The organism is Streptomyces sp. NBC_01618 (assembly GCF_045209435.1).
Lineage (GTDB): Bacteria > Actinomycetota > Actinomycetes > Streptomycetales > Streptomycetaceae > Streptomyces.
Map to the genome: position 1 here is coordinate 4,670,936 of NZ_CP109297.1, position 24,230 is coordinate 4,695,165.

General features: G+C 69.9%; 22 protein-coding genes and 3 pseudogenes. 9 read left to right on the plus strand and 16 right to left on the minus strand.

Annotation, left to right across the window (positions count from 1 at the left end):
• Positions 1-369 precede the first annotated feature (369 nt).
• The 5 genes from OH735_RS21765 to OH735_RS21785 form a co-directional block, all read right to left on the minus strand.
• Entirely contained in the window at positions 370-1,617 is a 1,248-nt protein-coding gene (locus tag OH735_RS21765; RefSeq protein WP_406383209.1) for an NAD(P)/FAD-dependent oxidoreductase, read from the minus strand.
• Positions 1,617-3,059, minus strand: a complete 1,443-nt coding sequence (locus tag OH735_RS21770; protein WP_406383210.1) for an NAD(P)/FAD-dependent oxidoreductase — start codon at positions 3,057-3,059, stop codon at positions 1,617-1,619. Before OH735_RS21770 ends, OH735_RS21765 begins: the two co-directional genes overlap by 1 nt.
• Positions 3,056-4,489, minus strand: a complete 1,434-nt coding sequence (locus OH735_RS21775) for an FGGY family carbohydrate kinase (RefSeq protein WP_406383211.1) — start codon at positions 4,487-4,489, stop codon at positions 3,056-3,058. Before OH735_RS21775 ends, OH735_RS21770 begins: the two co-directional genes overlap by 4 nt.
• Positions 4,486-6,033 (minus strand): APC family permease, encoded by a 1,548-nt coding sequence (locus tag OH735_RS21780; RefSeq protein ID WP_406383212.1) that lies wholly within the window; start codon positions 6,031-6,033, stop codon positions 4,486-4,488. Before OH735_RS21780 ends, OH735_RS21775 begins: the two co-directional genes overlap by 4 nt.
• Before the next feature lie 115 nt (positions 6,034-6,148).
• Positions 6,149-6,922: a DeoR/GlpR family DNA-binding transcription regulator gene (locus OH735_RS21785; RefSeq protein ID WP_406383213.1), complete on the minus strand. Its 774-nt coding sequence runs from the start codon at positions 6,920-6,922 to the stop codon at positions 6,149-6,151.
• 394 nt (positions 6,923-7,316) lie between these two features.
• On the opposite strand from OH735_RS21785, the gene OH735_RS21790 reads away from it, so the two are divergent.
• The 3 genes from OH735_RS21790 (at position 7,317) to OH735_RS21800 (ending at position 10,630) form a co-directional block, all read left to right on the plus strand.
• A complete protein-coding gene (locus tag OH735_RS21790; protein ID WP_406383214.1) occupies positions 7,317-8,612 on the plus strand; it encodes a LolA family protein in 1,296 nt (431 codons plus the stop codon).
• Between the two features lie 109 nt (positions 8,613-8,721).
• Positions 8,722-9,693 carry an ABC transporter ATP-binding protein gene (locus tag OH735_RS21795; RefSeq protein WP_406383215.1) on the plus strand — a complete coding sequence of 324 codons (972 nt, stop codon included), beginning with the start codon at positions 8,722-8,724 and terminating at the stop codon, positions 9,691-9,693.
• Positions 9,680-10,630, plus strand: coding sequence for an ABC transporter permease (locus OH735_RS21800; protein WP_406383216.1), 951 nt, complete (start codon positions 9,680-9,682; stop codon positions 10,628-10,630). The genes OH735_RS21795 and OH735_RS21800 overlap by 14 nt, the downstream gene beginning before the upstream one ends.
• A gap of 241 nt (positions 10,631-10,871) precedes the next feature.
• On the opposite strand, the gene OH735_RS21805 is transcribed toward OH735_RS21800, so the two are convergent.
• Positions 10,872-11,678: an HAD family hydrolase gene (locus OH735_RS21805; protein ID WP_406383217.1), complete on the minus strand. Its 807-nt coding sequence runs from the start codon at positions 11,676-11,678 to the stop codon at positions 10,872-10,874.
• Between the two features lie 59 nt (positions 11,679-11,737).
• Between OH735_RS21805 and OH735_RS21810 the strand changes: the two are divergent.
• Both OH735_RS21810 and OH735_RS21815 read left to right on the plus strand, forming a co-directional pair.
• Positions 11,738-11,881 (plus strand): annotated as a pseudogene (locus tag OH735_RS21810) (nitroreductase family deazaflavin-dependent oxidoreductase); the annotation flags it as partial.
• Between the two features lie 45 nt (positions 11,882-11,926).
• On the plus strand, positions 11,927-12,322 hold the full coding sequence (locus OH735_RS21815; RefSeq protein WP_406383218.1) for a VOC family protein: 396 nt from the start codon (positions 11,927-11,929) through the stop codon (positions 12,320-12,322).
• A gap of 262 nt (positions 12,323-12,584) precedes the next feature.
• On the opposite strand, the gene tnpA is transcribed toward OH735_RS21815, so the two are convergent.
• A complete protein-coding gene (gene tnpA, locus OH735_RS21820; RefSeq protein WP_406383219.1) occupies positions 12,585-13,001 on the minus strand; it encodes an IS200/IS605 family transposase in 417 nt (138 codons plus the stop codon).
• Positions 13,002-13,027: 26 nt separating this feature from the next.
• Between tnpA and OH735_RS21825 the strand changes: the two are divergent.
• Positions 13,028-14,247 (plus strand): annotated as a pseudogene (locus OH735_RS21825) (RNA-guided endonuclease InsQ/TnpB family protein).
• A gap of 15 nt (positions 14,248-14,262) precedes the next feature.
• Here the strand turns inward: OH735_RS21825 and OH735_RS21830 are convergent.
• Complete coding sequence (locus tag OH735_RS21830; protein ID WP_406383220.1) at positions 14,263-14,712, minus strand: VOC family protein; 450 nt, start codon at positions 14,710-14,712, stop codon at positions 14,263-14,265.
• A 22-nt stretch (positions 14,713-14,734) separates the two neighbouring features.
• Here OH735_RS21830 and OH735_RS21835 point away from each other — a divergent pair, with 22 nt between their 5' ends.
• The gene (locus OH735_RS21835; RefSeq protein WP_406383221.1) at positions 14,735-15,376 is read left to right on the plus strand and encodes a CGNR zinc finger domain-containing protein; all 642 of its coding nucleotides are present in this window, start codon (positions 14,735-14,737) and stop codon (positions 15,374-15,376) included.
• A 344-nt stretch (positions 15,377-15,720) separates the two neighbouring features.
• Here OH735_RS21835 and OH735_RS21840 read toward each other — a convergent pair whose 3' ends face one another.
• Genes OH735_RS21840 through OH735_RS21850 form a run of 3 tightly spaced genes read right to left on the minus strand, consistent with a single transcriptional unit; the run spans position 15,721 to position 17,013 of the window.
• A complete protein-coding gene (locus OH735_RS21840) occupies positions 15,721-15,966 on the minus strand; it encodes a DUF397 domain-containing protein (protein ID WP_406383222.1) in 246 nt (81 codons plus the stop codon).
• On the minus strand, positions 15,959-16,150 hold the full coding sequence (locus OH735_RS21845; RefSeq protein WP_406383223.1) for a DUF397 domain-containing protein: 192 nt from the start codon (positions 16,148-16,150) through the stop codon (positions 15,959-15,961). Before OH735_RS21845 ends, OH735_RS21840 begins: the two co-directional genes overlap by 8 nt.
• Positions 16,151-16,161: 11 nt before the next feature.
• Positions 16,162-17,013 (minus strand): helix-turn-helix domain-containing protein, encoded by an 852-nt coding sequence (locus OH735_RS21850; RefSeq protein WP_406383224.1) that lies wholly within the window; start codon positions 17,011-17,013, stop codon positions 16,162-16,164.
• Between the two features lie 213 nt (positions 17,014-17,226).
• On the opposite strand from OH735_RS21850, the pseudogene OH735_RS21855 reads away from it, so the two are divergent.
• Positions 17,227-17,666, plus strand: a pseudogene (locus OH735_RS21855) (ATP-binding protein).
• A 68-nt stretch (positions 17,667-17,734) separates the two neighbouring features.
• Here the strand turns inward: OH735_RS21855 and OH735_RS21860 are convergent.
• The 4 genes from OH735_RS21860 to OH735_RS21875 form a co-directional block, all read right to left on the minus strand.
• Positions 17,735-17,962 carry a hypothetical protein gene (locus OH735_RS21860; RefSeq protein WP_406383225.1) on the minus strand — a complete coding sequence of 76 codons (228 nt, stop codon included), beginning with the start codon at positions 17,960-17,962 and terminating at the stop codon, positions 17,735-17,737.
• Between the two features lie 57 nt (positions 17,963-18,019).
• The gene (locus tag OH735_RS21865; RefSeq protein ID WP_406386678.1) at positions 18,020-19,573 is read right to left on the minus strand and encodes an FAD-dependent monooxygenase; all 1,554 of its coding nucleotides are present in this window, start codon (positions 19,571-19,573) and stop codon (positions 18,020-18,022) included.
• Positions 19,574-19,667: 94 nt separating this feature from the next.
• Complete coding sequence (gene rarD, locus OH735_RS21870; protein WP_406383226.1) at positions 19,668-20,663, minus strand: EamA family transporter RarD; 996 nt, start codon at positions 20,661-20,663, stop codon at positions 19,668-19,670.
• A gap of 141 nt (positions 20,664-20,804) precedes the next feature.
• Positions 20,805-21,665: an SDR family oxidoreductase gene (locus OH735_RS21875; RefSeq protein ID WP_406383227.1), complete on the minus strand. Its 861-nt coding sequence runs from the start codon at positions 21,663-21,665 to the stop codon at positions 20,805-20,807.
• A gap of 106 nt (positions 21,666-21,771) precedes the next feature.
• Between OH735_RS21875 and OH735_RS21880 the strand changes: the two genes are divergently transcribed.
• On the plus strand, positions 21,772-22,179 hold the full coding sequence (locus tag OH735_RS21880; RefSeq protein ID WP_406383228.1) for a winged helix-turn-helix transcriptional regulator: 408 nt from the start codon (positions 21,772-21,774) through the stop codon (positions 22,177-22,179).
• Between the two features lie 30 nt (positions 22,180-22,209).
• On the opposite strand, the gene OH735_RS21885 is transcribed toward OH735_RS21880, so the two are convergent.
• A complete protein-coding gene (locus OH735_RS21885) occupies positions 22,210-24,165 on the minus strand; it encodes an APC family permease (protein ID WP_406383229.1) in 1,956 nt (651 codons plus the stop codon).
• Positions 24,166-24,230: the final 65 nt, after the last annotated feature.

Sequence of the window (24,230 nt, forward strand, 5' to 3'; positions counted from 1 at the left end):
CACCGGGCGGGGGGCGACAGCGGCCCGACCGGCCCGGGGCGCGGTCCGGATGTGCTTCTGGCCCCTGCTGGGTCCGGGAAGTGGCGCTTCACCCGGCTCGGCGCCGGCGCCTGGCAGGCGCCGCCGATGTGACCGTGCGGAAAGCGGGCGCCCCTGGCGCCGTATCCCGGGCATGGCCGTGCCTCGGCCCGGCGGGACTTCCTGCCGTCGACCGAGGCATGGCACACGCACCGGAGACTGCGAGGGTCACCGTTCCGGGCGCGTGAAGGACGTATGCGGCCCTGGCCGCCGATCACCCGCAGATGCCGGGGCGGCACTGCGACCGGCCCGCACCCGGGACACGTTCGTACTCCGGGTGCGGGCCGCTCGTCAGCGCAGGCCGATGGTGACCGGGCCGCCCTGGGGGCTGAGGCCCTTCATCACGGACCACGGCACGCGGAAGACACGGCCGGGTGCGGCGGGCCACGGCAGGGTCCGTTCCGAGACGACCCGCCCGTTCTGACGGACGACGACGTGCGGGAACCGGATGGACCGGTCCGTCCACAGCAGCAGGCGCCCACGCGGGGGAGCCGGGTCACCCGGGCGCAGCAGCCCCGGTGCCACCCAGCGCAGCGGCGCCTCGGCGAGGATGCGCAGGCCCGGGGCAGGCTCGCCGGTCCCAGTCAGCCATGCCTCGACCTGGTCCGCGACGTGCAGGCCGTCGAGGGCTGCGACGTCGGCGGTGTCGACCGGGTGCAGGAGGTTGCCCGCGGCGAAGACGCCGGGGCGGCTGGTCCGCAGGGCGGTGTCGGTCAGCGGGCCGAGGGTTCCCGGGTCGAGGTCGAGTCCTGCGCTGCGGACGAGTTCGTGGTCGGGGATCCAGTCCCCGGTGAAGACCACGGTGTCGCAGGCGACGGTGCGCCGGGCGAGGGTGTCGAGATTCTCGATCTCGACGGCCTCGACCCGGCCCTTGCCGATGATGCGGGTGACCCGGCTGCGATTGGCGACGGGCACGCGCAGCAGCGCGCGGCCGGCGACGTTGAAAGCGGCGTACGACTCCGTCCTGGGGTACTGGCTGACCATCAGCTCAGTGGCACAGCCGGCTTCGCGGAGGGTGACGGCGGCGGACCAGCTGACGAGTTCCCCTCCGACGATGACGGCCCGGCTGCCGACCGGGCTGTGGTGGAGGTGAACGGCGTTCTGCAACTGCCCGGTGGTGTAGACGCCCTGCGGCCGGTCGCCCGGGATGCGCCGGGCCGCGCGGGGCCGTTCGCGTGCGCCGGTGGCGAGTACGACGGCCTTGGCCTCCACGCGCAGCCGCCCCTGCGGACCGGTGACCTCCACGGCCCGGTCGCCCGCCCAGTGGGTGACCATGGTCTCGGTGCGGATGGTGGCCCCGGCCGAAATGGCCTGCTCGACGAGGTGGCGGGCGTACTTCGGGCCGGTCATGACCCGGCGCAGGTCCCGCAGGCCGTATCCCGTGTGGTCGCTGTGGCGGGGGATGCCTCCGGCGTCCCTCTCCCGGTCGAGCACCAGGACCTCGCCGCGGACGCGGGGTGCGAGGGCGGCGGCAGCCGTGAGCCCGGCCGGACCGCCCCCGATGATCAGGACGTCCGGTGTGAGTGTGGTGCTGGTCATCAGGAGTTCACCTCGGGCCGCGCCGGCGCGGTGGCAGTGCCGCCGCAACCGTTTTCGTTCAGGAGTCGGTTGACAGCCGAGCCGCAGAAGAAGCCCTGGCAGCGGCCGTTCATGGCCCGGGTCCGGCGGCGCAGGCCCTCCAGGTTGCGGGCCGGCAGGGGCGATTGGAAGGCGTCGCGGATCTCTCCGGCGGTGACGCGCTCGCAGAAGCAGACGACCTTGCCGTACTCGGGATCGGCGGCGATTCGGTCGGCGTCCTGGTAGGGACGTACGGTCGCCTCGCCGATGTTGGCCATCCGCGGAGGGCCGGGCAGTTCGGTGCGTGCGGTGAGTACGAGTCCGGCCTTTTCGAGCACCTCGTGGACGTGCTCGGCGATGGCCATGCCGGAGGTCAGCCCGGTCGAGCGGATTCCGCCGACGAGGAGGTACCGCTGCGACGGGGAGGGCTCGATGAGGTAGTCCCCGTGGTCGATGGCGGCCCGCAGCCCCGCGTAGGAAGCGGTCACCTCCTCGGTGAGCAGCCGGGGCATGAGTCGCTCGCCCTTGTCCAGCAGGAAGGCGAATCCGTCCTCGGACGTCCCGGTCGCGGTGCGGTCGGTGAGGTCCTCCGAGGTGGGCCCCAGCATGACGTTGCCGTAGATGGTGGGAGAGATGAGCACCCCCTTGCCCCGGGACGTGGGCACCGGCAGGACGATCTTGTCGACCAGCGGGCGGGCGAGCTTGTCGAAGACGAACAGCTCACCGCGGCGCGGGGTGACGGTGAACCGCTCATGGCCGAAGAGCCGGTCGATGCGGTCGGCGCCGAGGCCCGCCGCGTTGACCACCCAACGGGCCTGCACTGAGCCGCTCGCGGTGGTCAGCGTGGTGACCTCGGTGCCCACCGACACGGCGGTCACGGCGTGGTTGAGCAGCACCTCGGCGCCGCGCTGCCTCGCGTCGGTGGCCAGGGCCAGGTTCGTGGTCCAGGTGCAGATGATCGACTCGTCGGGGACCGTGAGCCCGCCGAGCGCGCCGTCGCCGAGGGCCGGGATCAGCTCGTAGACCTCGTCCGCGCCGACGATTTGGCACCGGTCGTAACCGTTCTGTTCGGCCTTCTCCTTGAGGCCGGGCAGGGCGGCCAGCTCCTCGGCATTCCACGCGACGAGGATCGCGCCCGTGTGTTCGACCGGGATTCCGGTCGAGCGGGCGTACTCCGACAGCAGGTGATATCCGCGCTTGACGAGCCTGGACTCCAGGGTGCCCGGCTTGGCGTCGAATCCGGTGTGCAGGATCGCGGTGTTCGCCTTGCTGGTTCCGTCGCCGACGTCGTCGCGTGCCTCGACGAGCGCGACCGACAGCTGGTGGCCGGACAGCTCGCGGGCGATCGCCGAGCCGACGATGCCCGCGCCGATGACGACGACGTCGTAGACATGGTCCGGCTCGTGCGGTGTGGTGTCGGTCATCCGAGTTCTCCCTTGCGGGCGGTGGCCTCGGCGGCCGCCGCCCATGTACTGCGGTAGTGCGCGGCCCGGTCGGTCGACCAGACCGGTTCGTAGACGGTGACCGGTTTCCAGTCACCGACGGCTTCCTCCAGGCTCAGGCCCGGGGTGAGGGCCAGCTTGGCCAGCGCGGCCGCGCCGAGCGGGGTGGCGTGCGAGGACGGGTAGATGTCGACCGGTACCTGAGCCAGATCGGCCTGGGCCTGCATCAGGGTACGGCTGCGGGTCAGCCCGCCGTCCGCGCGCAGCCGGCTGAGCGGCGCACCGAGGTCGGACTCGACCAGGCCGCACAGGGCGGCGACCTGGGCGGCGATGCCCTGCAGCACGGCGAGGACCAGGTGCTCCTTGCCGGTGGACAGGGTCATTCCGGTGAACGTGGCTGTTGCGTCGGGACGCCACCACGGTGCCGCGAGGCCCGCCAGGGCCGGTACGCACAGAGTGCCGTCGGACTCCTTCGCCGCTACGGCATCCAGTTCGCTCGCGGACCCGATGAATCCCAGGTCACGGATCCAGCGGACGGCCGACGCCGCGGTGTACACCTGGCCGTCCACGCAGTACGGCGTCTGCTCCGCGGTCCGCCAGGCCACCGAGGACGTGAGCCCGGCCCGTGAACGCAGGGCGGTGTCACCGGTGTTGGCCAGCAGGAACGCGCCTGTGCCGTAGGTACACTTCGCGGTTCCCCGCTCCAGGCAGCCCTCGGCGAGCAGGGCTGCCTGCTGGTCGACGACCAGGCCGGCGACGGGGACCTCGCGTCCGAATGCACTGGTCGTGCCGATGACCTCGTCGCACCCCACGATTCGCGGCAGCTTCTCGGAGCCGAGACCGAACAGATCCACCAGCTCCGGGTCCCAGGAGACCTTGTCGAGGTCCATCAGCAGCGATCGGCTCGCGGTCGAGGCATCGGTGACGAACTCGCCGGTCAGTTGGTGCACCAGCCAGGTGTCAGTGGTCGTCACCACTCCTTCGGTGGTGACGTGTCGTCGCAGCCAGGCCATCTTCGGCGCCGAGAAGTAGGAGTCGAGTACGAGCCCGCTGCGCTGAGCCACCCACGGGGCATGCTCGGCCAGAGCGGTGCAGACCGACTCCGCCCTGCGGTCCTGCCAGACGATCGCCCGGGACAGCGGGGTGCCGGTGTGCGGGTCCCAGGCCAGTACGGTTTCGCCCTGGTTGGCGAGGGCGACCGCGTCGACGGGCCTGCCTGCGGCGGCGATGGCACGCCGTCCGGCGGTGAGGACCGAGTCGAGCAGTTCTTGCGGGTCCTGCTCGACGCCACCGCCGCTGAGGTAGGCCGGCCGCAGTTCCTCCTCGGCGATGGCGATGGTCTCGCCCCGCTCGTCGACCACGATTGCCTTCGTGCCGGAGGTGCCCTGGTCGATGGCCAGAATGGTGCTCATCGCTTGCTTTCCTTGACGGTCGTGTGCACCGTTCCCGGGGTGGCGGGGCCAGTGACGTCGAGGGTTTCGTCGATGTTGATCATGTCGGGCATCGACATGCCGGACACGCCGCGCCGGACCAGCAGATAGGCGAGGTAGGCGGCCCCGAGGGCGAAGAGGACGAGGACGTAGAGCCAGGGGTCGCGGAACGACTGGTCACGGAAGATGAGGAGTTCGTATCCCAGCCACACGGAGGCGACCACGATGACCGGTATCTCCCAACGTCCGAGGGAGAAGCCCTGCGTGGGCGGCAGCGACTTCCGCTTGACGATGTACATGAGCACCGTGCCGGCGTAGATGATGGCGGGCAGCAGGGTGGCGGCGGAGAAGAGCGAGAACAGAGCGTCGGTCGAGACGGAGAAGCTGGCGAGGATCAGCTGCGCGATGACGAAGATGAACAGCGTGGCATTGAGCGGGGTGCCACGGGAGGGGTTGACCTTGCGCAGCGCCTGCCAGCCGGGGAAGCGCTCGTCGCGGGACATCGCCCACACCAGCCGGGTCCCGCTCATGGTGATGACCAGACCGCAGGAGAAGATCGAGACCACGACGAGGACCAGGAGCGCCTTGCCGACCGTCGATCCGAGTACGGCGGTGATCACGGTGGCCACGGGGGTGGCGGACTGGGCGAGTTTCGCGGGGTCGTCGATGAGGGCGGTGATCGCTACGAGAAAGAGGAATCCGAGGACGCCGAGGGAGAGCACGGCCTGGGCCATGGCCTTGGGGATCACCCGTGCCGGGTCCTTGGTCTCCTCGGCAAGGTTGGCCGCGGACTCGAACCCGACGATGGTGAAGGCGCCCAGGAGGAACGCGAGGGCGAACGGCCCGGCCTCGGTGGCGGTGCCCAGGCTGTAGTAGCCGTCGGCCGTGGCCGGTGCGGCGCTGAACAGCGTGGAGAAGTCGAGCTTGCCCGTGAACGCTCCGACGACGAAGAGCAGCACGGTCAACGAGATCATGCCGATGAGCTGCACGGTCACGGCGACCTTGTTGACCTTGTGCGTCAGTTGCGTCGAGGCGGCCACGAGAATCGCCTGGAGCAGGATGACCACGGCGGTGATCGCCCAGGCGTTCTGGGTCGTCCCCTGGTACCGGAGAAGCTCCGGCAGGATCGTCGCTGCGACGGTGTAGTCCACCGCGACCACCACGACTCCGAGGAAGGAGAACGAGATCCAGCCCATGACCCAGCCCCAGACCGGGTTCACCAGTCGGGACACCCACTGGTAGGCGTATCCGTTGATGGGGATACGGGCGGCGAGAGCACCGAAGACGAGGGCGACCGACAGCTGGCCGATGACGCTGATCGGCCAGGCGAAGATGCCGCGCGGGCCCGAGCTGTTCAGTACGGAACCGTACGTCGTGAAGATGCCCGTGGCGATCGAGACGAAGCCGAAGGCCATGGCGAAAGAGGCGTACCGGCTCAACTCCCGTCGCATTTCCTGCTTGTAGCCGGAGCCCGGCGTGGAGGTCGGGTCGTCACCCTGTACGACGCCGGTGTTGGTCGTGACCATGGCGGTGCTGTCCTTTCAGAAACTGCTGCTCGTTACAGAAACTGCCGTTCGTTGCACGGTGCGGGTCTCACGCGGAGACATCGCCAGGAAGAGATCGCCGCAGCGTTCGGTAGCGTCAGGCCGAGATCACCACTGCGCCCGACTGCTCGATGGCCGAAGCCAGGGACGGTTCGGGGGCCTGGTCGGTGATCAGGCCGGTGCAGTCGTCGAATCCGCAGACGCGGTGCGGAGCCACCCGGCCGAGTTTGCTCCCGTCGGCCAGCACGTAGCTGAGTGCGCTGTGAGCGAGGATCGCGCGCTTGGTCGCGTTCTCCTCGAAGTAGAAGTCGGTCATCCCGGCTGCGCTGTCGACGCCGCCGGAGCCGAGAAACGCCATGTCGGCGTAGAGGCCGTTGAAGAAGTCCACCGTCAGAGGGCCGGAGCAGACCAGGTCGCCGCCCCGGATCCGTCCGCCGGGGACCAGTACCTCGACATGGGGGCGGGTGGACAGCTCGGCTGCGACGAGCAGGGACGGGGTCGCCACCGTCCCCCGGAAATCCGGCGCCAGGGCACAGGCGACCTGCAAGGCCGTCGTGCCGACGTCGATCACGACGGTCATGCCGGAACGGACCAGATCCGCGGCGGCTCGCCCGATCGCCGTCTTGGCCTGCTGCTGCGAGGCGGACCGTTCCGTGAAGGATGCTTCTTCGCCACTCAGACCGCGGACGACGGACAGCGCTGCCGCACCGCCGCGCACCCGCATGAGATGCCCCTGCTTCTCCATCTGTGCCAGGTCCCGGCGCACGGTCTCGGCCGAGACGCCGAGCTGCTCGGCCAGACTCTCGGTGCTGATCGTGCCGCTGCGCTCCACGACGGTGGAGATTCGACGGTGACGTTCGGCTGGCAGCATCCCGGCAACCTCGCTGACTGGATTCGTGGAAAAATGACTGGAGATGCCTGAAAGTGTGGACGCGTGACTGAAAATCGTCAAGAGTTGGCGCGAAATTCACCTCTCCCGCCCCGCCGTGACCCGATCGGCAGGCGTACGACGCGGTTTCCCGGACCGGCCCCGGCTGTTGTGGCGGGCCCTGGAGTCGGGTACGTCCCCTACGGGACGTGGGAGATGCGCTCGTGCGGTGTCATACCGAAGAGGTAGGCGGAGTTGCTCCCCGGGGCTGACGATTCCGCGCCGCGGTTTTGGTCAGATGGAGAACAACCACTCCTGAGCAAAACGGTGAGAATGGCGGCACGGAGTGGACGAGTGCATCCGGACGGAAGCCGCCGACCACGGAGGTAGGGCACATATGGCACCGAACGACAGCGTTGAGAGCAACGGCGGGACCAGGGGCACCGCCGCCGGCCGCCGCAGGGCGGCGCGCTACATCGTCCCGGTCGCGGTGGCGGGAGTGGCGGCCGCGACGATCGGGCTCGTCCCGGCGCTCGCGAGTACCGGTGACCCCGATCTGCCGAAGATCACCGCGCAGCAGCTCATCGAGAAGATCGCCGCTTCGGACATCCAGCAGCTCTCGGGCACGGTGAAGATCAGTACGGACCTGGGCATTCCGTCGCTCGGCGGTCTGGCCGGCTCCTTCGCCCAGGGCGGTGGCAGCGGCGGCAAGGGCGATTCGAGCGCCGACCCGCAGTCGCGGATGACGGAGCTGGCGTCCGGCACGCACACCCTGCGGGTGGCCGCCGACGGCCCCGACAAGCAGCGGGTGTCGATCCTGGACAGCGCGGCGGAGTACAGCCTGATCCACAACGGCGATCAGGTCTGGGCGTACGACAGCAAGTCCAACGAGGCCTATCACGCCACCGAGAACCGGGCGGGGACCGAGCACCGGGCCGGGCAGAAGTCCGGCGAGAAGCCCGGTCACGCGACCCCGGCCCCCGAGTCCATGCCGACCACGCCGAAGGCGCTCGCCGAGCAGGTCCTGAAGTCCGCGGGCCCCACCACCTCGGTGACGGTCGACGGTACGGCGCAGGTCGCCGGACGAGACGCGTACAAGCTGCTCATCAAGCCCAGGCAGAGCGGCTCCACGATCGGTTCGGTCACGGTCGCGGTCGACGCGCGAAACGGTGTGCCGCTGAAGTTCACGCTGCTTCCGAGCAGCGGTGGCAAGGCCGTCGTCGACGCCGGATTCACCAAGGTCGACTTCGCGAAGCCCGCCGCCTCGTCGTTCACGTTCACCCCGCCCAAGGGCGCCAAGGTGACCGAGGCCGACGACGCGAAGGCGCAGCGGAAGACCGACGGGGCCGAGGGCCTGGGCATGTTCCCGGGTGCCGAAGGACTGGGCGCCGGGGGCTCGGGCGCAAAGGGCTCGGGCGCCAAGGACACGAAGGTCATCGGCGAGGGCTGGAACGCGATCGCCGAGATCCGGACCCCGGGCGGCACCGGACTCCCCTCGAAGGCGTCGGGTGACGTACCGGCCGAGGCGCAGCAGTTCCTGGACTCGCTGGGCGACAAGGTCTCCGGTTCGTTCGGCTCGGGCACGGTCTTCAAGACCCGCCTGGTCAACGCGCTGGTGACGGACGACGGCAAGGTGTACGTCGGCGCGGTCACCCCGGACGCACTGGTCAAGGCGGCCAACGGCGCCTCCTGAGCCGGGGCGCGCCGCGCGTCCCGACAGCGTCCACCCGCCCCGCCGTACGCTCCGTACGGCGGGGCGGTCCGCAATCCCCGACCGATGAGACCGATGAGGGGGAGTACGCATGACAGAGCCCGGGACCGTGATCGAGCCGGGGACGGCGACCGTGATCGAGACACGGGGCCTCACCAAGCGGTACCGCGGCGGCCAGCTCGCCGTCGACGGTCTCGACCTCGGCGTGCCCGCGGGCAGCGTCTTCGGATTCCTCGGCCCCAACGGCTCCGGGAAGACCACGACGATCCGGATGCTGATGGGCCTGATCGATCCGACGTCCGGTACCGCGCGGGTCCTCGGCCACCCCATGCCGGGCGCGGCCCGCTCCGTGCTCCCGCAGGTCGGGGCGCTGATCGAGGGGCCCGCGCTGTACGGCTTCCTGAGCGGCCGGGACAATCTGCTGCGCTACGACTCCGCCGACCCGACCGCCGATCCGCGCACCCGCCGGGCCCGCGTCGGACAGGCTCTGGACCGGGTCGGGCTGGCCGCGGCCGCCGGCAAGAAGGCCAAGGCGTACTCGCTCGGCATGAAGCAGCGCCTCGGTCTCGCCGCCGCCCTGCTCCAGCCGCGCCGCCTGCTCGTCCTCGACGAGCCGACCAACGGCCTGGACCCGCAGGGCATGCGCGAGATCCGCACCCTGGTCCGGGAACTGGCGGCGGAGGGCACCACGGTCTTCCTCTCCTCCCACCTTCTCGACGAGATCGAGCAGGTCTGCACCCATGCCGCGGTGATGGCCAGGGGGCGGCTGATCACCCAGGGGCCGGTAGCGGATCTGGCGGCAGGTGCCCGCGGCCGACTGGCTGTCAGCACCCCCGACCCGGGTGACGCCGCCCGCATCCTCAAGGAACTGGGTGTCACCGGCATCACGGTCGACGGCGACCGGGTGAGCGCCGAGGCCCCGGTGGGCGACGTCGAACTCGCGGACCTCAGCGCGGCGCTGGTGCACGCGGGCGTGCGCCTGCGGTTCTTCGGCGTCGAACGGGCCTCGTTGGAGGACGCCTTCGTCGCACTCACGGGAGAGGGTTTCGATGTCGCAGGCTGAAGCCGCACGCGCCGGATCGGGCGGATCGGGCGGATCGGGCAAGGCAGCCGGGTCGGGCGGAGCAGCCGGGCCGGGCGGGCCGGGCAGGGTGCGCAGCGCGCTGTGGACCTTCGGAATCCTCGGCTCCGAACTGACCACCACGCTCCGCCGCTGGCGCACGCTCGCGCTGCTCGGGGTGCTGGCCGCCGTTCCCGTACTGATCGGGATCGCGGTGCGGATCGAGACGAACCACGGCTCGTCGCCCGGACCGGCCGGTGGCGGGGGCGGCCCCGCGTTCCTCTCCCAGGTCACCAACAACGGCCTCTTCCTGGTCTTCGCGGCCCTCGCCGTGACGCTCCCGGTCTTCCTCCCGATGGCCGTCGGGGTCGTGGCGGGCGACTCCGTCGCGGGCGAGGCCAACGCCGGCACCCTGCGCTATCTGCTGGTCGCCCCGGCGGGCCGGACCCGGCTGCTGCTGACGAAGTACGCCTCCGTCCTCACCTTCTGCCTGGTCGCGACCCTGGTCGTGGCGGCCTCGGCGCTGGCCGTCGGCGCGCTGCTGTTCCCCGTCGGCGAGGTCACCACCATCTCGGGCACCCGGATCGGCTTCGGCGAAGGGCTGCTGCGGGCCGGGCTGATCGCAGTGGTGGTCGCCGCCTCGCTGATCGGATTCGCGGCGGTCGGCCTGTTCGTCTCGACCCTCACCAGCAGCGGGATCGCGGCCATGGCCGCCACCGTCGGACTGCTGATCACCGTGCAGATCGTGGACACGATCCCGCAGTTGAGCGGCATCCACCCGTATCTCTTCCCGCACTACTGGATGTCGTACGCGGACCTGCTGCGCGACCCCGTGTACTGGGACGACGTGGTCAAGAACCTGGGGCTTCAGGGCTTGTACGCGGCGGTGTTCGGCTCGGCGGCGTGGGCCCGGTTCACGGCGAAGGACATCACCGCCTGACGTACGGCGCACCGCCCTCGTGCCGTCGGCCGGGCGAGCCGTCCCCCGATCGGCTCGTCGCGGCACGAACGGCACGAACGGTGCGAACAGCAGGAACGATGCGACACGGCACGTTCCGTTCCGCCTCAGTATTGTTCGACTCCTGGCGACGGACTGTCAACAAGGATTGGCCCAAATACACCTATGCTCACCGAATGATCACATCGCCGAGTTCACTGCGCCGCAGCGAGAGAACGCCCGCTCAGCCGAACACCCGCTCCAGCACCTCAGCGACCCCGTCGTCCTCGTTCGACGACGTCACCTCGTCCGCCGCGGCCCGCAGGTCCGGATGACCGTTGGCCATCGCGACGCCGTACCCGGCCGCGCGGAACATCGGCAGGTCGTTGGGCATGTCCCCGAAGGCGATCGTGGTGTCCGCGGCCACGCCCAGGAATTCAGCGGCCAGCGCGAGCCCGCTTCCCTTGTCGACGCCGTACGGCTGCAGTTCGACGGTGCCGGGGCCGGAGAGCGTGACGGAGGCGAGGTCGCCGACCGCCGTACGGGCGGCCTCGGCCAGCGCGTCGTCGGTGAGCTCCGGGTGCCGGATGAGCACCTTGATGACGGGCGCGGACCACAACTCGTGGCGATGGCGGGTCCGTTGGGCGGGGAGTGTGGGATGGGCCATCAGATATCCCGGCTCGATCAGTGTCCGGCCGTCGGCCCCGTCCTGGTCGACGGCCGCGTGGACCGGCCCCACCTGGGCCTCGATCTTGCCGAGCGCGGTGTCGGCGGCCTCCCGGTCCAGGGTGACCGCACGCACCATGCGCCCGGACCCGGCGTCGTACAGCTGTGTCCCCTGTCCGCAGACCGCCGGACCCCGGTAGCCCAGCGTGGCGAGCAGCCCCCGTATGCCGGGCACCGGCCGCCCGGTGACCACGAGATGCCTCGCCCCGGCCCGCGCGGCCAGGGCGAGCGCGGCACGACTGCGGGGACTCACGCTGTCGTCACGGCGCAACAGGGTGCCGTCCAGGTCCGTGGCGACGAGGGCATATGCGGGTGGGATGGGCATGGATCAAGCCTACGGTCGGCCCGGGCGAGCACACGTCCGCGTTGGCGTGCCGTCCGCACCGCGCGGAGCTGGACAGGATGTCCATGGAGCTGAACGCGCATCTGGATTATGAGGAGGAGCAGATCCTGCCCCTGCTGGCCGAGGTCCCCTGGCCTCCTGCTCCTCCGGCTCCTGCGGTTCCTGCGGTTCCTGCGGTTCCTTGAACCGTTCCGAACCGAACCGAATGTGAATGGCTGAAAGGTTGTGCTGTGCGAGTACGAGTCAAGGACTTCGATCACCTGGTGCTCAATGTGCAGGATGTTGAGCGCTCACTGGAGTTCTACTGCGGCCCACTCGGCCTGGAGCCGATCAAGGTGGACGAGTGGCGAGCCGGTGAGTTCCCGTTCCCGTCGGTACGGGTCAGCCCGAGCATGATCATCGATCTGCTGGGCCGGCCGCGTTCCGCGTCGAACGTCGACCACATCTGCCTGGTCGTCGAACCGCTGGACTGGCAACAGGTCATCGACTCGGGCACCTTCACGGTGCTGGAGGGCCCGGTCAGCCGCTCCGGCGCCCGGGGCGAGGCGCAGTCGGTGTACGTCCGGGACCCGGACGGCAACACCGTGGAGCTGCGCTGGTATCCGCAGGACATGGTGGAGGGGTGAACCGGACGGCCCGGGTCCGGGGCGGAAGCCCTGCCGATCGCACCGGAGGGTGCGGCAGGGTTCCGGCCCGGACCCGGTGTCCGTCAACCGCGCGCCCTGCCCCCGCTCCTGCGCCCTGAGCCACCCGCCGCGCCGGCGTGCTGATCTCCGGGCTCGGGCCGGTCGGCAGGGCAGCCGTGCCCGCGGCTACCGGGATTTATCGCAGTGCACCGGGCTTCAGCCCGGTGGTGAAGCGATTCTGAGAAGTGCTCCGACCCGCAGGCTAGGGCGGACGGTTCTGCTGCTCGGTGTACTGACGGACGCTCGACAGTGGAGCGCCGCCCACCGACCCGGCGAAGCACGAGCCGGACCATAGCCGTTGCGCCCGCCAGTAGTGCCGGACCAGTTCCGGGTATTCCTGGCGGAGCCTGCGAGAGCTGACACCCTTGAGGGAGTTGACCAGCTTGGACGGGGCGATCTTGGGCGGGAAGTTCACGAGGGGGTGGATGTGGTTGTTCTCGCCGTTGAACTCGACCAGCTCGCATTCGAAGTCTGCGCACACGGCGCGCATGATCTCCTCCATCCGCTTGAGGTGGGCGTCGGTGAAGACCTTGTGCCGGTATTTCGTCACGAAAACCAAGTGGGCGTGAAGGACGAAAGCACGGTATCGACCAGTACGAATGTTCTGATATTCAGCCATAAACCAACTGCAGTACGCTGATTGATATGCAGTTGAGGTACAGCTTCCGCCTGTACCCGAACGGTCCTCAGCGCACCGCGCTGGCCCAGGCGTTCGGGTGTGCGCGGGTGGTCTACAACGACGCCCTGCGGGCTCGCGAGACCGCTCGTGCCGCAGGCGACCCGTTTCCGAAGACCGGGAGCCTGTCCAAGCTGCTGATCACCGAGGCGAAGAAGACCGAGGGGCGCGCCTGGCTCCGCGATGTGTCGGCCGTGGTACTCCAGCAGTCCTTGCGGGACCTGGACACCGCGTACCGGAACTTCTTCGACGGCCTCAAGGGCAAACGTCCCAAGATGGGAGCGCCCCGGTTCAAGTCCAGGAAGGACAACCGGCAATCGGTGCGGTTCACCGCCAACGCCCGGTGGAGATCACGACCGGCGGTGACCTGTCCCTCCCGAAGATCGGTGACGTACGGGTCAAGTGGCCGCGCACGCTGCCGTCGATGCCGTCCACGGTGACCGTGGTCAAGGACGCGGCAGGCAGGTACTTCGCGTCGTTCGTGGTCGGGACCGAACCCGGCGAGACACTGCCCGAGGCCGCGTCCGAGGTCGGTATCGACCTGGGCCTGTCGCACTTTGCGATCCTCTCGGACGGTACGAAGATCGAATCCCCGCGCTTCCTGCGCCGGGCGGAGAAGAAGCTGAAGCGGGAACAGCAGCGCCTGGCCCGCAAGGTGAAGGGCAGCAACAACAGGGCGAAGGCCCGGCTCAGGGTCGCCCGCGCTCACGCGCAGGTGGCCGACGCGCGGCGCGAGTTCCACCACCAGCTCTCCACTCGGATCATCCGTGAGAACCAAGCGGTTGCCGTGGAGGACCTGGCGGTGAAGGGACTCGCCCGTACGCGCCTGGCCAAGTCCGTCCACGACGCCGGATGGTCGGCGTTCCTGGCAATGCTGGAGTACAAGGCCGCCCGGTACGGGCGCACCTTCGTGCGCATCGGCCGGTTCGAGCCGACCTCCCAGGTCTGCTGCGTATGCGGCGTCAAGGACGGTCCCAAGCCCCTCCACGTCCGCGTGTGGGAATGCGGGGCATGCGGGGCCGTCCTGGACCGGGACATCAACGCGGCGGTCAACATCGCCAGGGCCGCCGGACTGGCGGTGTCAGCCTGTGGAGCGCAGATAAGACCGGGACTCGTCCCGGCGCAGCGCCGTGAAGCAGGAACCCACCGAGACGGTCAGACGACCGTGGTAGGAATCCCCGGGCTCTAGCCCGGGGAGCGGAAGTCAATGCACGCAGAATTCGTTGCCCTCGGGGTCGACGAGAAGAGTCCATGTGCCTCCTGGTTCCTCGACCCTGCGGAGCACCTTCGCGCCCAGCCTTTCCAGCCGGGTCACCTCTACGTCGCGTCGCCCCGGTCCCGCGTGCACGTCCAGGTGGAGGCGGTTCTTCACGGTCTTGGCCTCTGGCACGCGCTGGAACAGGAGCCGTCGGCCGAGGCCCGTTCCGCTCTCCTTCTCGTACGGATCGTCCGGGTGCCGGGCCGCCCCGAGGTCGCGCCAGGCCCGGCGGCCGTCGACCATGACGGTTGCCGCCTCCGGGACCGCACCGAGGCCGAGCAGTCGGTCGATCAGGGGACTGTTGTCCTCGACCAGGTAGCCGAGGGCCTCGGCCCAGAAGGCGGCCTGGGCGTGCGGGTCGGTCGAGTCGATGACGGCTTTCCAGTTCAGAACCATGGTAACCGTTTATAGTGGTTACATGACCGAGTCCGCAATGGGCACGCCGGGCCTGACTCTTCGTACGCGGGAGGGCCGCCCCTACCGCTTCGATCCCGGCGCCCTGTGCCTGGAGTTGCTGCCCACCGGCGGGTATGCGCGGTATGCGGCGTACGAGGTGCTGCACACCCCCGCCGACCTGGTGCGATGGGCAGGCGAGAGCCGGCTGCCGGACGGCCTGTCCCTTTCGGTGAGCGCGGAGGAACTGCGCCGGGCGCACCAGTTGCGCGCCGCCCTCTGGAACCTGACCGCCGCCCGCGCGCACGGCCGCCCCCTCGCCGCGGCCGACCTCACCACGGTGAACGCCACGGCGGCCGAGCCCCCGCTCGTCCCTCGTGTCGACGCCGACTCCGGCCGCCTCGCATGGGCCCCGGACGCCACCGGCAACGCCCTTCTGTCGACCGTCGCCCGCGACGCGGTGGAGCTGTTCACCGGCCCGTACGCCGACCGCATCCGCGAATGCGGCTCCGACAACTGCAAGTTGCTCTTCGTCGACACCTCGCGGCCGGGCAGGCGCCGTTGGTGCGCGATGGAGCACTGCGGAAACCTCCACAAGGTACGGGCCCACCGGGCCCGGCACGCCGTGACCGATCCGTCGGCTGACCGGAACCCTCTGAGGTCTTGAGGTCTTGAGGTCCTGATGAGGTCCTGTGCCCGTTCGGCCGGCCCTCGGGGGCACACCCACCGCGTACGAACGTGACGGTCGACCCGTGGTGTGTCACGTTTTCGCGCGGGGGCTGGGTTGTCGGCCGCTCGGTCCGGACGCCGGGCTGCCCGCGGAGACGGGTGCCCCTGGCGTGCGGTCGACGGCGGCGGGGAAGCGGGTTGCGCTCGGTGGCCGGAAGTCTCGGTTGCCCTGCGGCCGCTCCGCCGGGCGCAAGGGGTACCCCCTGTGCGAACGTGACAGTCGACCCGTGGTGTGTCACGTTTTTGCGCGGGGGTTGGCTCTGCGGGCCGGCGTGATGGTGATCAGTGCTGAGCGGGTGGGGTGCCCTCGGCGCTCTCGATGAAGTGGTCGAACTCGCCGGCCTGGACGCCCAGCGTGAAGGCGTCCCATTTGGTGCGGGTGGTGGTGACGATGTTGGTGGGGTCGCCGGTCTCGCGGAGGTAGACGAGTTCGTCCGGTCCGAAGGCGATCTCGATCCAGGGGCCGGGACCCTCCTCACCCTCGGGGGCGGCGCGGACCCAGGTGAGGTCGCTGGGGATGTCAGCCATGGAGAGTGTCCTTCTTGACGGCGTGGAGGAGCGCGACCAGGGCGGCGGTGCGGGTGTGAAGTATCGCGCCGTTGGGGTCGCCGGATTCGGTGAGCGCTATTGCTCCGGTCCGTGCGGCGGCTACGTGCACGCAGGCTTCGCCCTGCGCGCAGTAGGACGACTTCTGCCAGGCGTAGGCGGACATCTCGGTTCCCTTCACAGGCTCTTGGCGATCTCGTGGATGAGTTCTCGGGATTTTTCGATACCCAGTGCCGCATTGCCGAGTCGTGCGAGTAGCAGACGGTACTGCGCCAACTGGGCCTCGGCGTCGATGAACACGGGCCCGTGCGACTGGTCGAGCTGCGCGGTATCGAGGGCGGGCACCGGGCCGCGCACGTAGTACACCGACTGCCCCGATCCCGGGTAGTGCGTGACCTCGAAGGGGATCACGCGGATGGTCGCGTGGGCATGTTCGCTCATCTTGAGCAAGTGCCGGAGCTGGCCTCGGGCGACGTCCGGACCGCCGAACCTCATCCGCAGAGCGGCCTCGTGGATGACGGCCTCGTACGGAACCGGGTCCGTCCGGTAGAGCACTTCCTGCCGCTTGACGCGGTAGGAGACGCGGTGCTCGATCTCCGGTGGGGACATCTCGGGAACGGCCTGCCGGTAGATCTCCCGGGCGTGGTCAATGGTCTGGAGCAGGCCGGGGATATGGATGCTGTGTGCCGCGTGCAGACCGGTGCCATGGTGCTCGATCTCTGCCAGGTCCAGCAGTCCGGGCGGCAGGATTTCCCGGTACTCCGCCCACCAGCCCCGATTGCGGTCACCTGTCATGGCGGCCAGAGCATCGATCAGTGCCTGATCGGTGCAGGAGTACGCGCGGGCCGCCAGCCGTACCCGGTCTGGGCTCACGCCGAAACGTGCCACCTCCATGTTGCTCAGCTGGCCCGGACTCGTGCCCAGGAGGCCCGCTGCCTGAGTGGTGGTCATTCCAGCACGTTCCCGTAGTCTGCGCAGTTCGGCGCCGAGTCGGATGCGGCGCGCGGTGGGGGCGGCTCTGCCTGCCATCTCGAAGTCTCCCCTGAAATCGGCCCAGTTGGACCGTCACTCACACGAGTGGATTGATGCCAGGATTCCGGTCAACTGATGAAAGTAATCCTTGCGGCAGCCTAATCTCTTGCTCAGGCCACCCGCCCGGAAGTACCCCGCTCGACGGAGCGGTCTCGTCACCGGGCAACCCGAAGTGCATCTTCCAACTTCCCTCCGTGATCGGAGACTTCCATGGTCAGTGCCACGGTATCGCTGCCCTGGACGTACACCCTTCAACTCCCGCAGGATCCCCGCGCACCAGGCCTGGCCCGTACGGCTCTTCGCACCATCCTGCGCGTGCACGGTATGCGCGAACTCACCGAGATCGCCGAGCTGTTGGCGAGCGAACTGGTCACCAACGCCTACCTGCACTCCTCGGGGGTGTACTCCCTGCGGCTGCGCGATGCCGGGCGCAGCCGGGTGGGCTGAGCGTCTGGGACACCAACCCGCACATCCCCGCCCCGTTCCGATGGAACGCCGAAGCCCCGGCGGAGCCGGCGGAGCGGGGGCGGGGGCTGTATCTCGTGACTCTCTACGCGGAGTGCTGGGGGGCGTACCCCATGCGTGGCGGGCTGCCGGGGCAGGGTGGGAAGCTCCTCTGGGTGGAATGCGTGGCAAAGGCGGAACGGTAGGCGGGGAGAGGGCGAGCGACCCGTCGGATCGCTCGCCCCAGGCGGTCACGCCGGGAACTCCGGCTCGGTCAGGAGGCCGTGGACCACGGGCAGGGGAAGCGCTGCTGCGGGTACGCCTCGACGACGTGGACGGGTCGCAGGGAGTTGGGGCCGGACGGGCGGGCCCGGTCCGCGCCGGTGTCCGCGTGGCCCGTGGGCGAGGCGCCGAAGACCAGGAACGACAGCGTGGACAGGGCGGCGGTGGCGGTGCGCAGGAGCACGCGGGAGTTCCCGCACGCGCGCGTGAATCGGCTCATAGCATGTCAGGAAAATATGAGTGCGCGACAGTTGCGGGATTGCCCGGCGCGACGCGCTCAGAGCCGCCTGAATGCCGTACCGCTCAGGCGGTCCATGTAGGTGCCAATGGTCTGGCTGTCCGCCGCCGGTGAGATCAGTGCCACGTGGTTGTCCGGGCGTATCAGGACGAGGGTGTCGGTGCCCGGCTCGATGCCGTACGCCGTACGGGCGTGGCCCGCCTCGTCGGCCAGGTCGGCGGGGCCGCCCGCGCCCACCCCGTACACCCGCACCGCGTCGCCGTACGCCGCTTCCGTCGCCCGGAGCGCGTCCGCCGTGCCCGGGCCGAAGCCCAGCAGGGTGAAGTGCGGTCCGGCGAACGCTTCGAAGAGGCGGGTCGGTGTGCCCGTTACGGCGTCGCGGCAGGGGGCGTCCGGGGCGCGGTCGCCCGCTCGCAGCCGGGGGGTGGAGCCCGTGGGGGAGAGCGAGCTCCAGCGGTAGCCACGTGTCAGGCCCGTGGTCTCGGCAGTGCCCGCCGCGTCCAGGCCGCCGCCCGGCTGCTTGATCGCTTCGAGGGTGGCACGCAGCCGCTCGGAGGTGATGTCCAGCGTCCAGGAGGCCACGGGCAGCCGCTCCTCCTCGTACGTGTCCAGCAGGCCCGGATCCGACTGGCCGGTGACGACCCGGGCGAGCTTCCAGCCCAGGTTGAACGCGTCCTGGATCCCGGTGTTCATGCCCAGTCCGCCCGCGACGGAGTGCACATGCGCGGCGTCCCCGGCCAGCAGGACGCGGCCTACCCGGTAGCGGTCCGCCATGCGCTCGTTGACCCGGTACGTGGACAGCAGGTCGGCCCGCGTCAGCTGGGTGCCCGGCAGCCCGGTGTGCCGGGCGAAGAGCCGGCGGAAGCTCTCCAGCGAGGGCGGTACGGGGGCTCCCGCCCGGTCCCGCTCCGGCCCGGCCTGGAACCACCAGCCCGACCGCGTACCCGGGATCGGGCACAGCAGCACGGCACCGTCCTCGTCGAACCACTGGTGCCAGTAGCCGCGGTCGGGACCGTCCGCCTCCACGTCCCCGCAGACCATCATCTGCTCCTCGGCCGTCTTCCCCTCGAACGGGATGCCGAGCAGCTTGCGTACCGAGCTGTGACCGCCGTCGCACCCCACCACGTACCGTGTCGCGAGGTTCCGGCCGTCGGCGAGCGTGACGGTCACCGACTCGGGTCCTGCCGCCAACCCGGTTGCTTCCGCGTCGAGTTCCACGTGTACGCCGTACTCCGCCAGGCGGTCCCGCAGGATCTCCTCCAGCCGCCACTGGGCGATCATCCACGGCCGGTCGTACGGGGTGTCCGGCGTCGGGTGCGACGCCTCGAACGGGTCGGTGTCGGTGATCGGCAGCCCGTTGCGGTACTTCCGCATGGGTGGCGGCGTCGAGCCCGCAGCCAGCACCCGGTCCACGATCCCGAGGTCCTCCAGGACCTCCAGGGAACGGGGGTTGGGGCCCTTGGCCCGCGAGCTGCGCGGAAACTCGGGGGACTTGTCGATGATCCGTACGGCGACGGAACGCCGTGCCAGATCGCAGGCCAGGGTCAGGCCGGTGGGGCCCGAGCCGACGATCAGTACCTGGGTGGTGGGCATGGGCATGCGGGGCTCCTCGGTCGTAGGTCCGCGGAAGCCCAGAAAAACGTAACCTGGTTAAAAAGGCAACTCGGTAACTAAAGTGGATGTCCGGTCACCGGGTCGGGGCCGCGGCCGAGGGGGGTGACGCGGAATCCCCGGCCGGCGGCGTCTGCTGTGCCGGCTGCGCCGCCAGCTGCGCAGCGACGGCCTGCGCCTGCGCCCTCGTCCGCCGTGCCGTCCGGAACGCGTCCCAGGTCAGCAGGGCGAGCGCCAGCCACACCAGGGCGAACCCGGCCCACCGCTCCGGCGGCATCTCCTCGTGGAAGTACAGGATGCCGAGGATGAACTGGAAGACCGGTGCCAGATACTGCAGCAGGCCCAGCGTGGAGAGCGGTACGCGGATCGCCGCCGCCCCGAACAGGATGAGCGGTATGGCCGTGACGACGCCCGCCGCGGCCAGCAGCGCCGCATGGCCGGGGCCCTCGGAGGTGAACGTCGAATCGCCCTGTGCGCCCAGCCACAGCAGATAGGCGAGCGCCGGCACGAACAGCACGCCGGTCTCGGCGGTGAGCGACTCCAGGCCACCCATGTTGACCTTCTTCTTCACCAGGCCGTACGTCGCGAAGGAGAACGCCAGCGACAACGAGATCCACGGCGGCCGCCCGTAACCGATGGCCAGCACGAGCACTGCCGCGACACTGGTGCCGACTGCCACCCACTGCACGGGACGCAGCCGTTCGCCGAGGAACAGGACGCCCATGGCTATGGTGACCAGCGGATTGATGAAGTAGCCGAGCGACGCCTCCACGACATGGCCGTTGTTCACGGACCAGATGTACAGACCCCAGTTGACCGTGATCACGGCTGAGGCGACCGCTATCAGGCCGAGTTTCCTCGGCTGCCGTATCAGCTCGCCGATCCAGGACCAGCGGCGAAGCACCAGCAGCGCGATGCCGACGACGCCGAGGGACCAGACCATGCGGTGGGCGAGGATCTCGATCGCGCCGGCGGGCTTCAGCAGCGGCCAGAACAGGGGAACGATGCCCCATAGGGCGTATGCGCTGATACCGGACAGCAGTCCGGCCCGTTGGTTGGTCGTCCCCTTCACGGACCCTCCCGGCGTGTCTGTGTCAGCTGCTCCGTGTCGACCGGCCGTCGACTGCATGACGGTAGCGCTGGAAGGGCCTCATGTCATAGCCGTATCGTCATACGGTCATGACGTGAGGCCCCTGGGGTGCGGGAGGCGGAGTTACACCCTGGCCACCGCCGCGGCCACCGTCTCGGCGAGCGGCGTCGTCGGCCGGCCGATCAGCCGGGCCAGGTCACCGCTCGTACCGGCGAGCAGCCCGCGCTCGATCGCGGCGTCCACGTCGACGAGGATCGCCGCGAAACCCTCGGGCACGCCGGCGCCGACCAGGATCTCCTGGTGGACGGCCGCCGGGACGTTCTTGTGGGCGATCTCCTTGCCGGTGGCCCTGGCGACCTCGGCCGCGTACTCGGCGAACGACCAGGCGGCATCGCCGCTCAGCTCGTAGACCGCGCCGATGTGGCCCTCGCCGGTCAGCGCGGCGGCCGCCGCGGCGGCGTAGTCGGCGCGGGTGGCGGAGGCGACCCGTCCGTCGCCCGCGTTGGCGACGACGGCGCCGTGCTCCAGGACGGGGGCGAGGTTGGCGGTGTAGTTCTCGGTGTACCAGCCGTTGCGCAGGAAGGTGTACGGCAGTCCGGCGTCGAGGATCAGCTGCTCGGTGACCTTGTGCTCGTCGGCGAGTGTGAAGTCCGCGTCGGGACCGCCCAGTACGCCCGTGTACGCGAACTGCGCGACGCCCGCCGCCTTGGCCGCGTCGATCACGGCGGTGTGCTGCGGGACGCGCCTGCCGACCTCGCTGCCGGAGATGAGCAGGACGCGGTCACCGGCCCGGAAGGCGTCCTTGAGGGACTCCGGGCGGTCGTAGTCGGCGACGCGGAGCTCGACGCCGCGCGCGGCGAGCGGGGCGGCCTTCGCCTCGTCGCGGACGACGGCGGTGATCCCGCTCGCGGGCACGGTGGTGAGCAGCTGGTCGATGACGAGACGGCCGAGCTCTCCGGTGGCTCCGGTGACGACGATGCTCATGGTTTTCTCCTCTTTCGGTGGCGCTGGTCCTCGTTCGGGCTCTTGAACTCACCGTACGGGGTGCACTAACCAGAAGAAAGTACCCACTTTGAAGTAAGGTACTTGCATGAGCGTGAGTGACCTTGACCCGGACGCGAGCCTGAGCCGGAAGCCCGATGTGAACCGGCAGATGTGTCCTTCCCGGCTGGTGCTCGAACACGTCACCAGCCGCTGGGGCGTCCTGGTCCTCGCCGCGCTGCTGGAGCGCTCGTACCGTTTCAGCGAACTGCGCCGCGAGGTCGGCGGGGTCAGCGAGAAGATGCTGGCCCAGACCCTCCAGACCCTGGAGCGGGACGGTTTCGTGCACCGGGACGCAAAGCCGGTCATCCCGCCCCGGGTCGACTACTCGCTCACCGGGCTGGGCCGGGAGGCCGCCGAGCAGGTATGGGCGCTGGCCCGCTGGACGGAGCGGCGCCTGGACGCCGTGTACGCGGCGCGCGAGACGTACGACGCGCGGAAGGCGTACGACGCGTAGGGCCGCCCGGAAGCAGCGGGAAGGCGGCGGTCAGTCCGGCTGAGGCGATCGCCCCTCCTCCAGCGTCCGCAGCGCCCGCGAGACGTCGAACGGCAGGATCGTCACCGCCACGTGCGGCAGCGGCGCCAGCGTCTTCGCCATCTGCTCACCCGTGCCCCGGTGCAGCAGCTTCCCGAGCACATTGCGGTACGTGCGCCGGGGGACCAGCACCGTCAGCCAGGTGTTCCCGTCCTCCGTGGTGCGGACCGCCAGCTGCCGCATCGCATTGCGCAGCCGCCGGTCCGGGCACGCCACCAGCTCCAGGGACACGGACGTGGCGGCCGTCGCCTCCCACCGGGCGGCCAGCCGTCTGCCGTGCGCCTCGTCGATCGCGAAGTGCACCGCCCGGATCTCGTCCGGACGCAGCTCATGGGCGTACCGCAGGGCCTTCAGCGTCGCCAGGTCGAGCGACTCGACGAGTACGAAGACCAGATGGCGGCGGGCCCGGGCACGGTCGGCGCCCGGAGCCGTGATGCTCTGCAGCGCGGCCGCCTCGTGCCGGTACTCGCGGTTGATCCGCATCAGCGCCCAGACCCCGAGCGGGAAGACGACCACGACCAGCCAGGCGCCCTCGGTGAACTTGGTGACCGCGAAGATCAGCACGATGGCGGCCGAGATGAACGCGGTGAGCCCGTTGACCGCGATCTTCAGTGTGCGACGCGGCTCCCGGCGCCGCAGGTGGTACGCGGTGAGGCCGGCCCCGGCCATGGTGAAGGCGGTGAACACACCGATCGCGTACAGCGCCACCAGCCTGTCCACGCTGGCGCCGGTGGCCAGCAGCAGCGCCAGCGAGACGATGGTCAGCGCGATGATGCCGTTGGAGAACGCCAGCCGGTGCCCGCGCCGGGTCAGCAGGCGCGGCAGGAACCGGTCCTCGGCGACGAAACTGGCGAGGTACGGGAAGCCGGTGAACGGGGTGTTGGCGCCGGTGTAGAGGATCAGCGCGGTCGCCAGCTGTACGAAGACGAGCCCGGCCGTACCGGCCGGCCCGCTGCCGAACGCGAGGTGGGCCTCCTGCGCGATCACGGTCGGGGTGCCGTCCTTGTACGGCACCGCGTGGGTGAAGTGCGCCAGCGTGGACACGCCCAGCACGAGGGTGCCGAGCACCGCGCTCATGGTGATGAGGGTGCGGCGGGCGTTGCGGCCCTGGGGTTCACGGAACGCGGAGATGCCGTTGGAGATCGCTTCGAGCCCGGTGAGGGACGAGCCGCCGTTGGCGAACGAGCGCAGCACGATGAAGAGGGAGGCGCCGTAGAGCCAGCCGTTGCCCGGGGTGCCGAGCGGCACGACCCCGGCGGCGTGCAGATCGGCGTGCGGCAGCTCGCCGAAGATCCCGCGCAGCGCGGCGACGAGGAGGACGAGGCCGATGGCGGCCATGAAGAGGTACGCGGGCAGCGCGAAGGCCCGGCCCGCCTCGCGGACCCCGCGCAGATTCCCGTACGCGAGCAGCACGATGACGGCGACGGAGACCGGGAGCTGGAGATGGTCCAGGCCGGTGAAGTTGCCGCCGACCAGATGGGCGAGCGAGATCAGGGCGTTGGTACCGGCCGAGACCTGCACGGCCACGGTGACGATGTAGTCGACGAGCAGTGCCACGGCGGCGATCTGCGCGATGTTCGGCCCGAAGTTCTCCCGGGCGACGACGTACGAACCGCCGGCCCGGGTGTAGATCATCACGACATCGCTGTAGCAGAGCGTCAGGAGCAGCAGCACCAGCAGGATCGCGCCGGTCACCGGCATGAGCAGTGTGAAGGCGGCGGCACCGACGACGGGTACGAGGACCCGGAGCATCTCCTCGGAGCCGTACGCGGTCGAACTGACGCAGTCGGAGGCGAGCACCCCGAGCGCCGTCCGGTTGTTCAGCTTCTCCTCGCTGATGCGCTCGGTGGTGAGAGCTCTGCCGAGCAGACGCCGCTTGATGCGGTAGGCGGGGCGGTCCAGGGTCATGGCCACATGGTGCGCGGTGGCCGGGCGCACCCCTGGACGCAATCGCCGGACGGGCCGAAATTCAG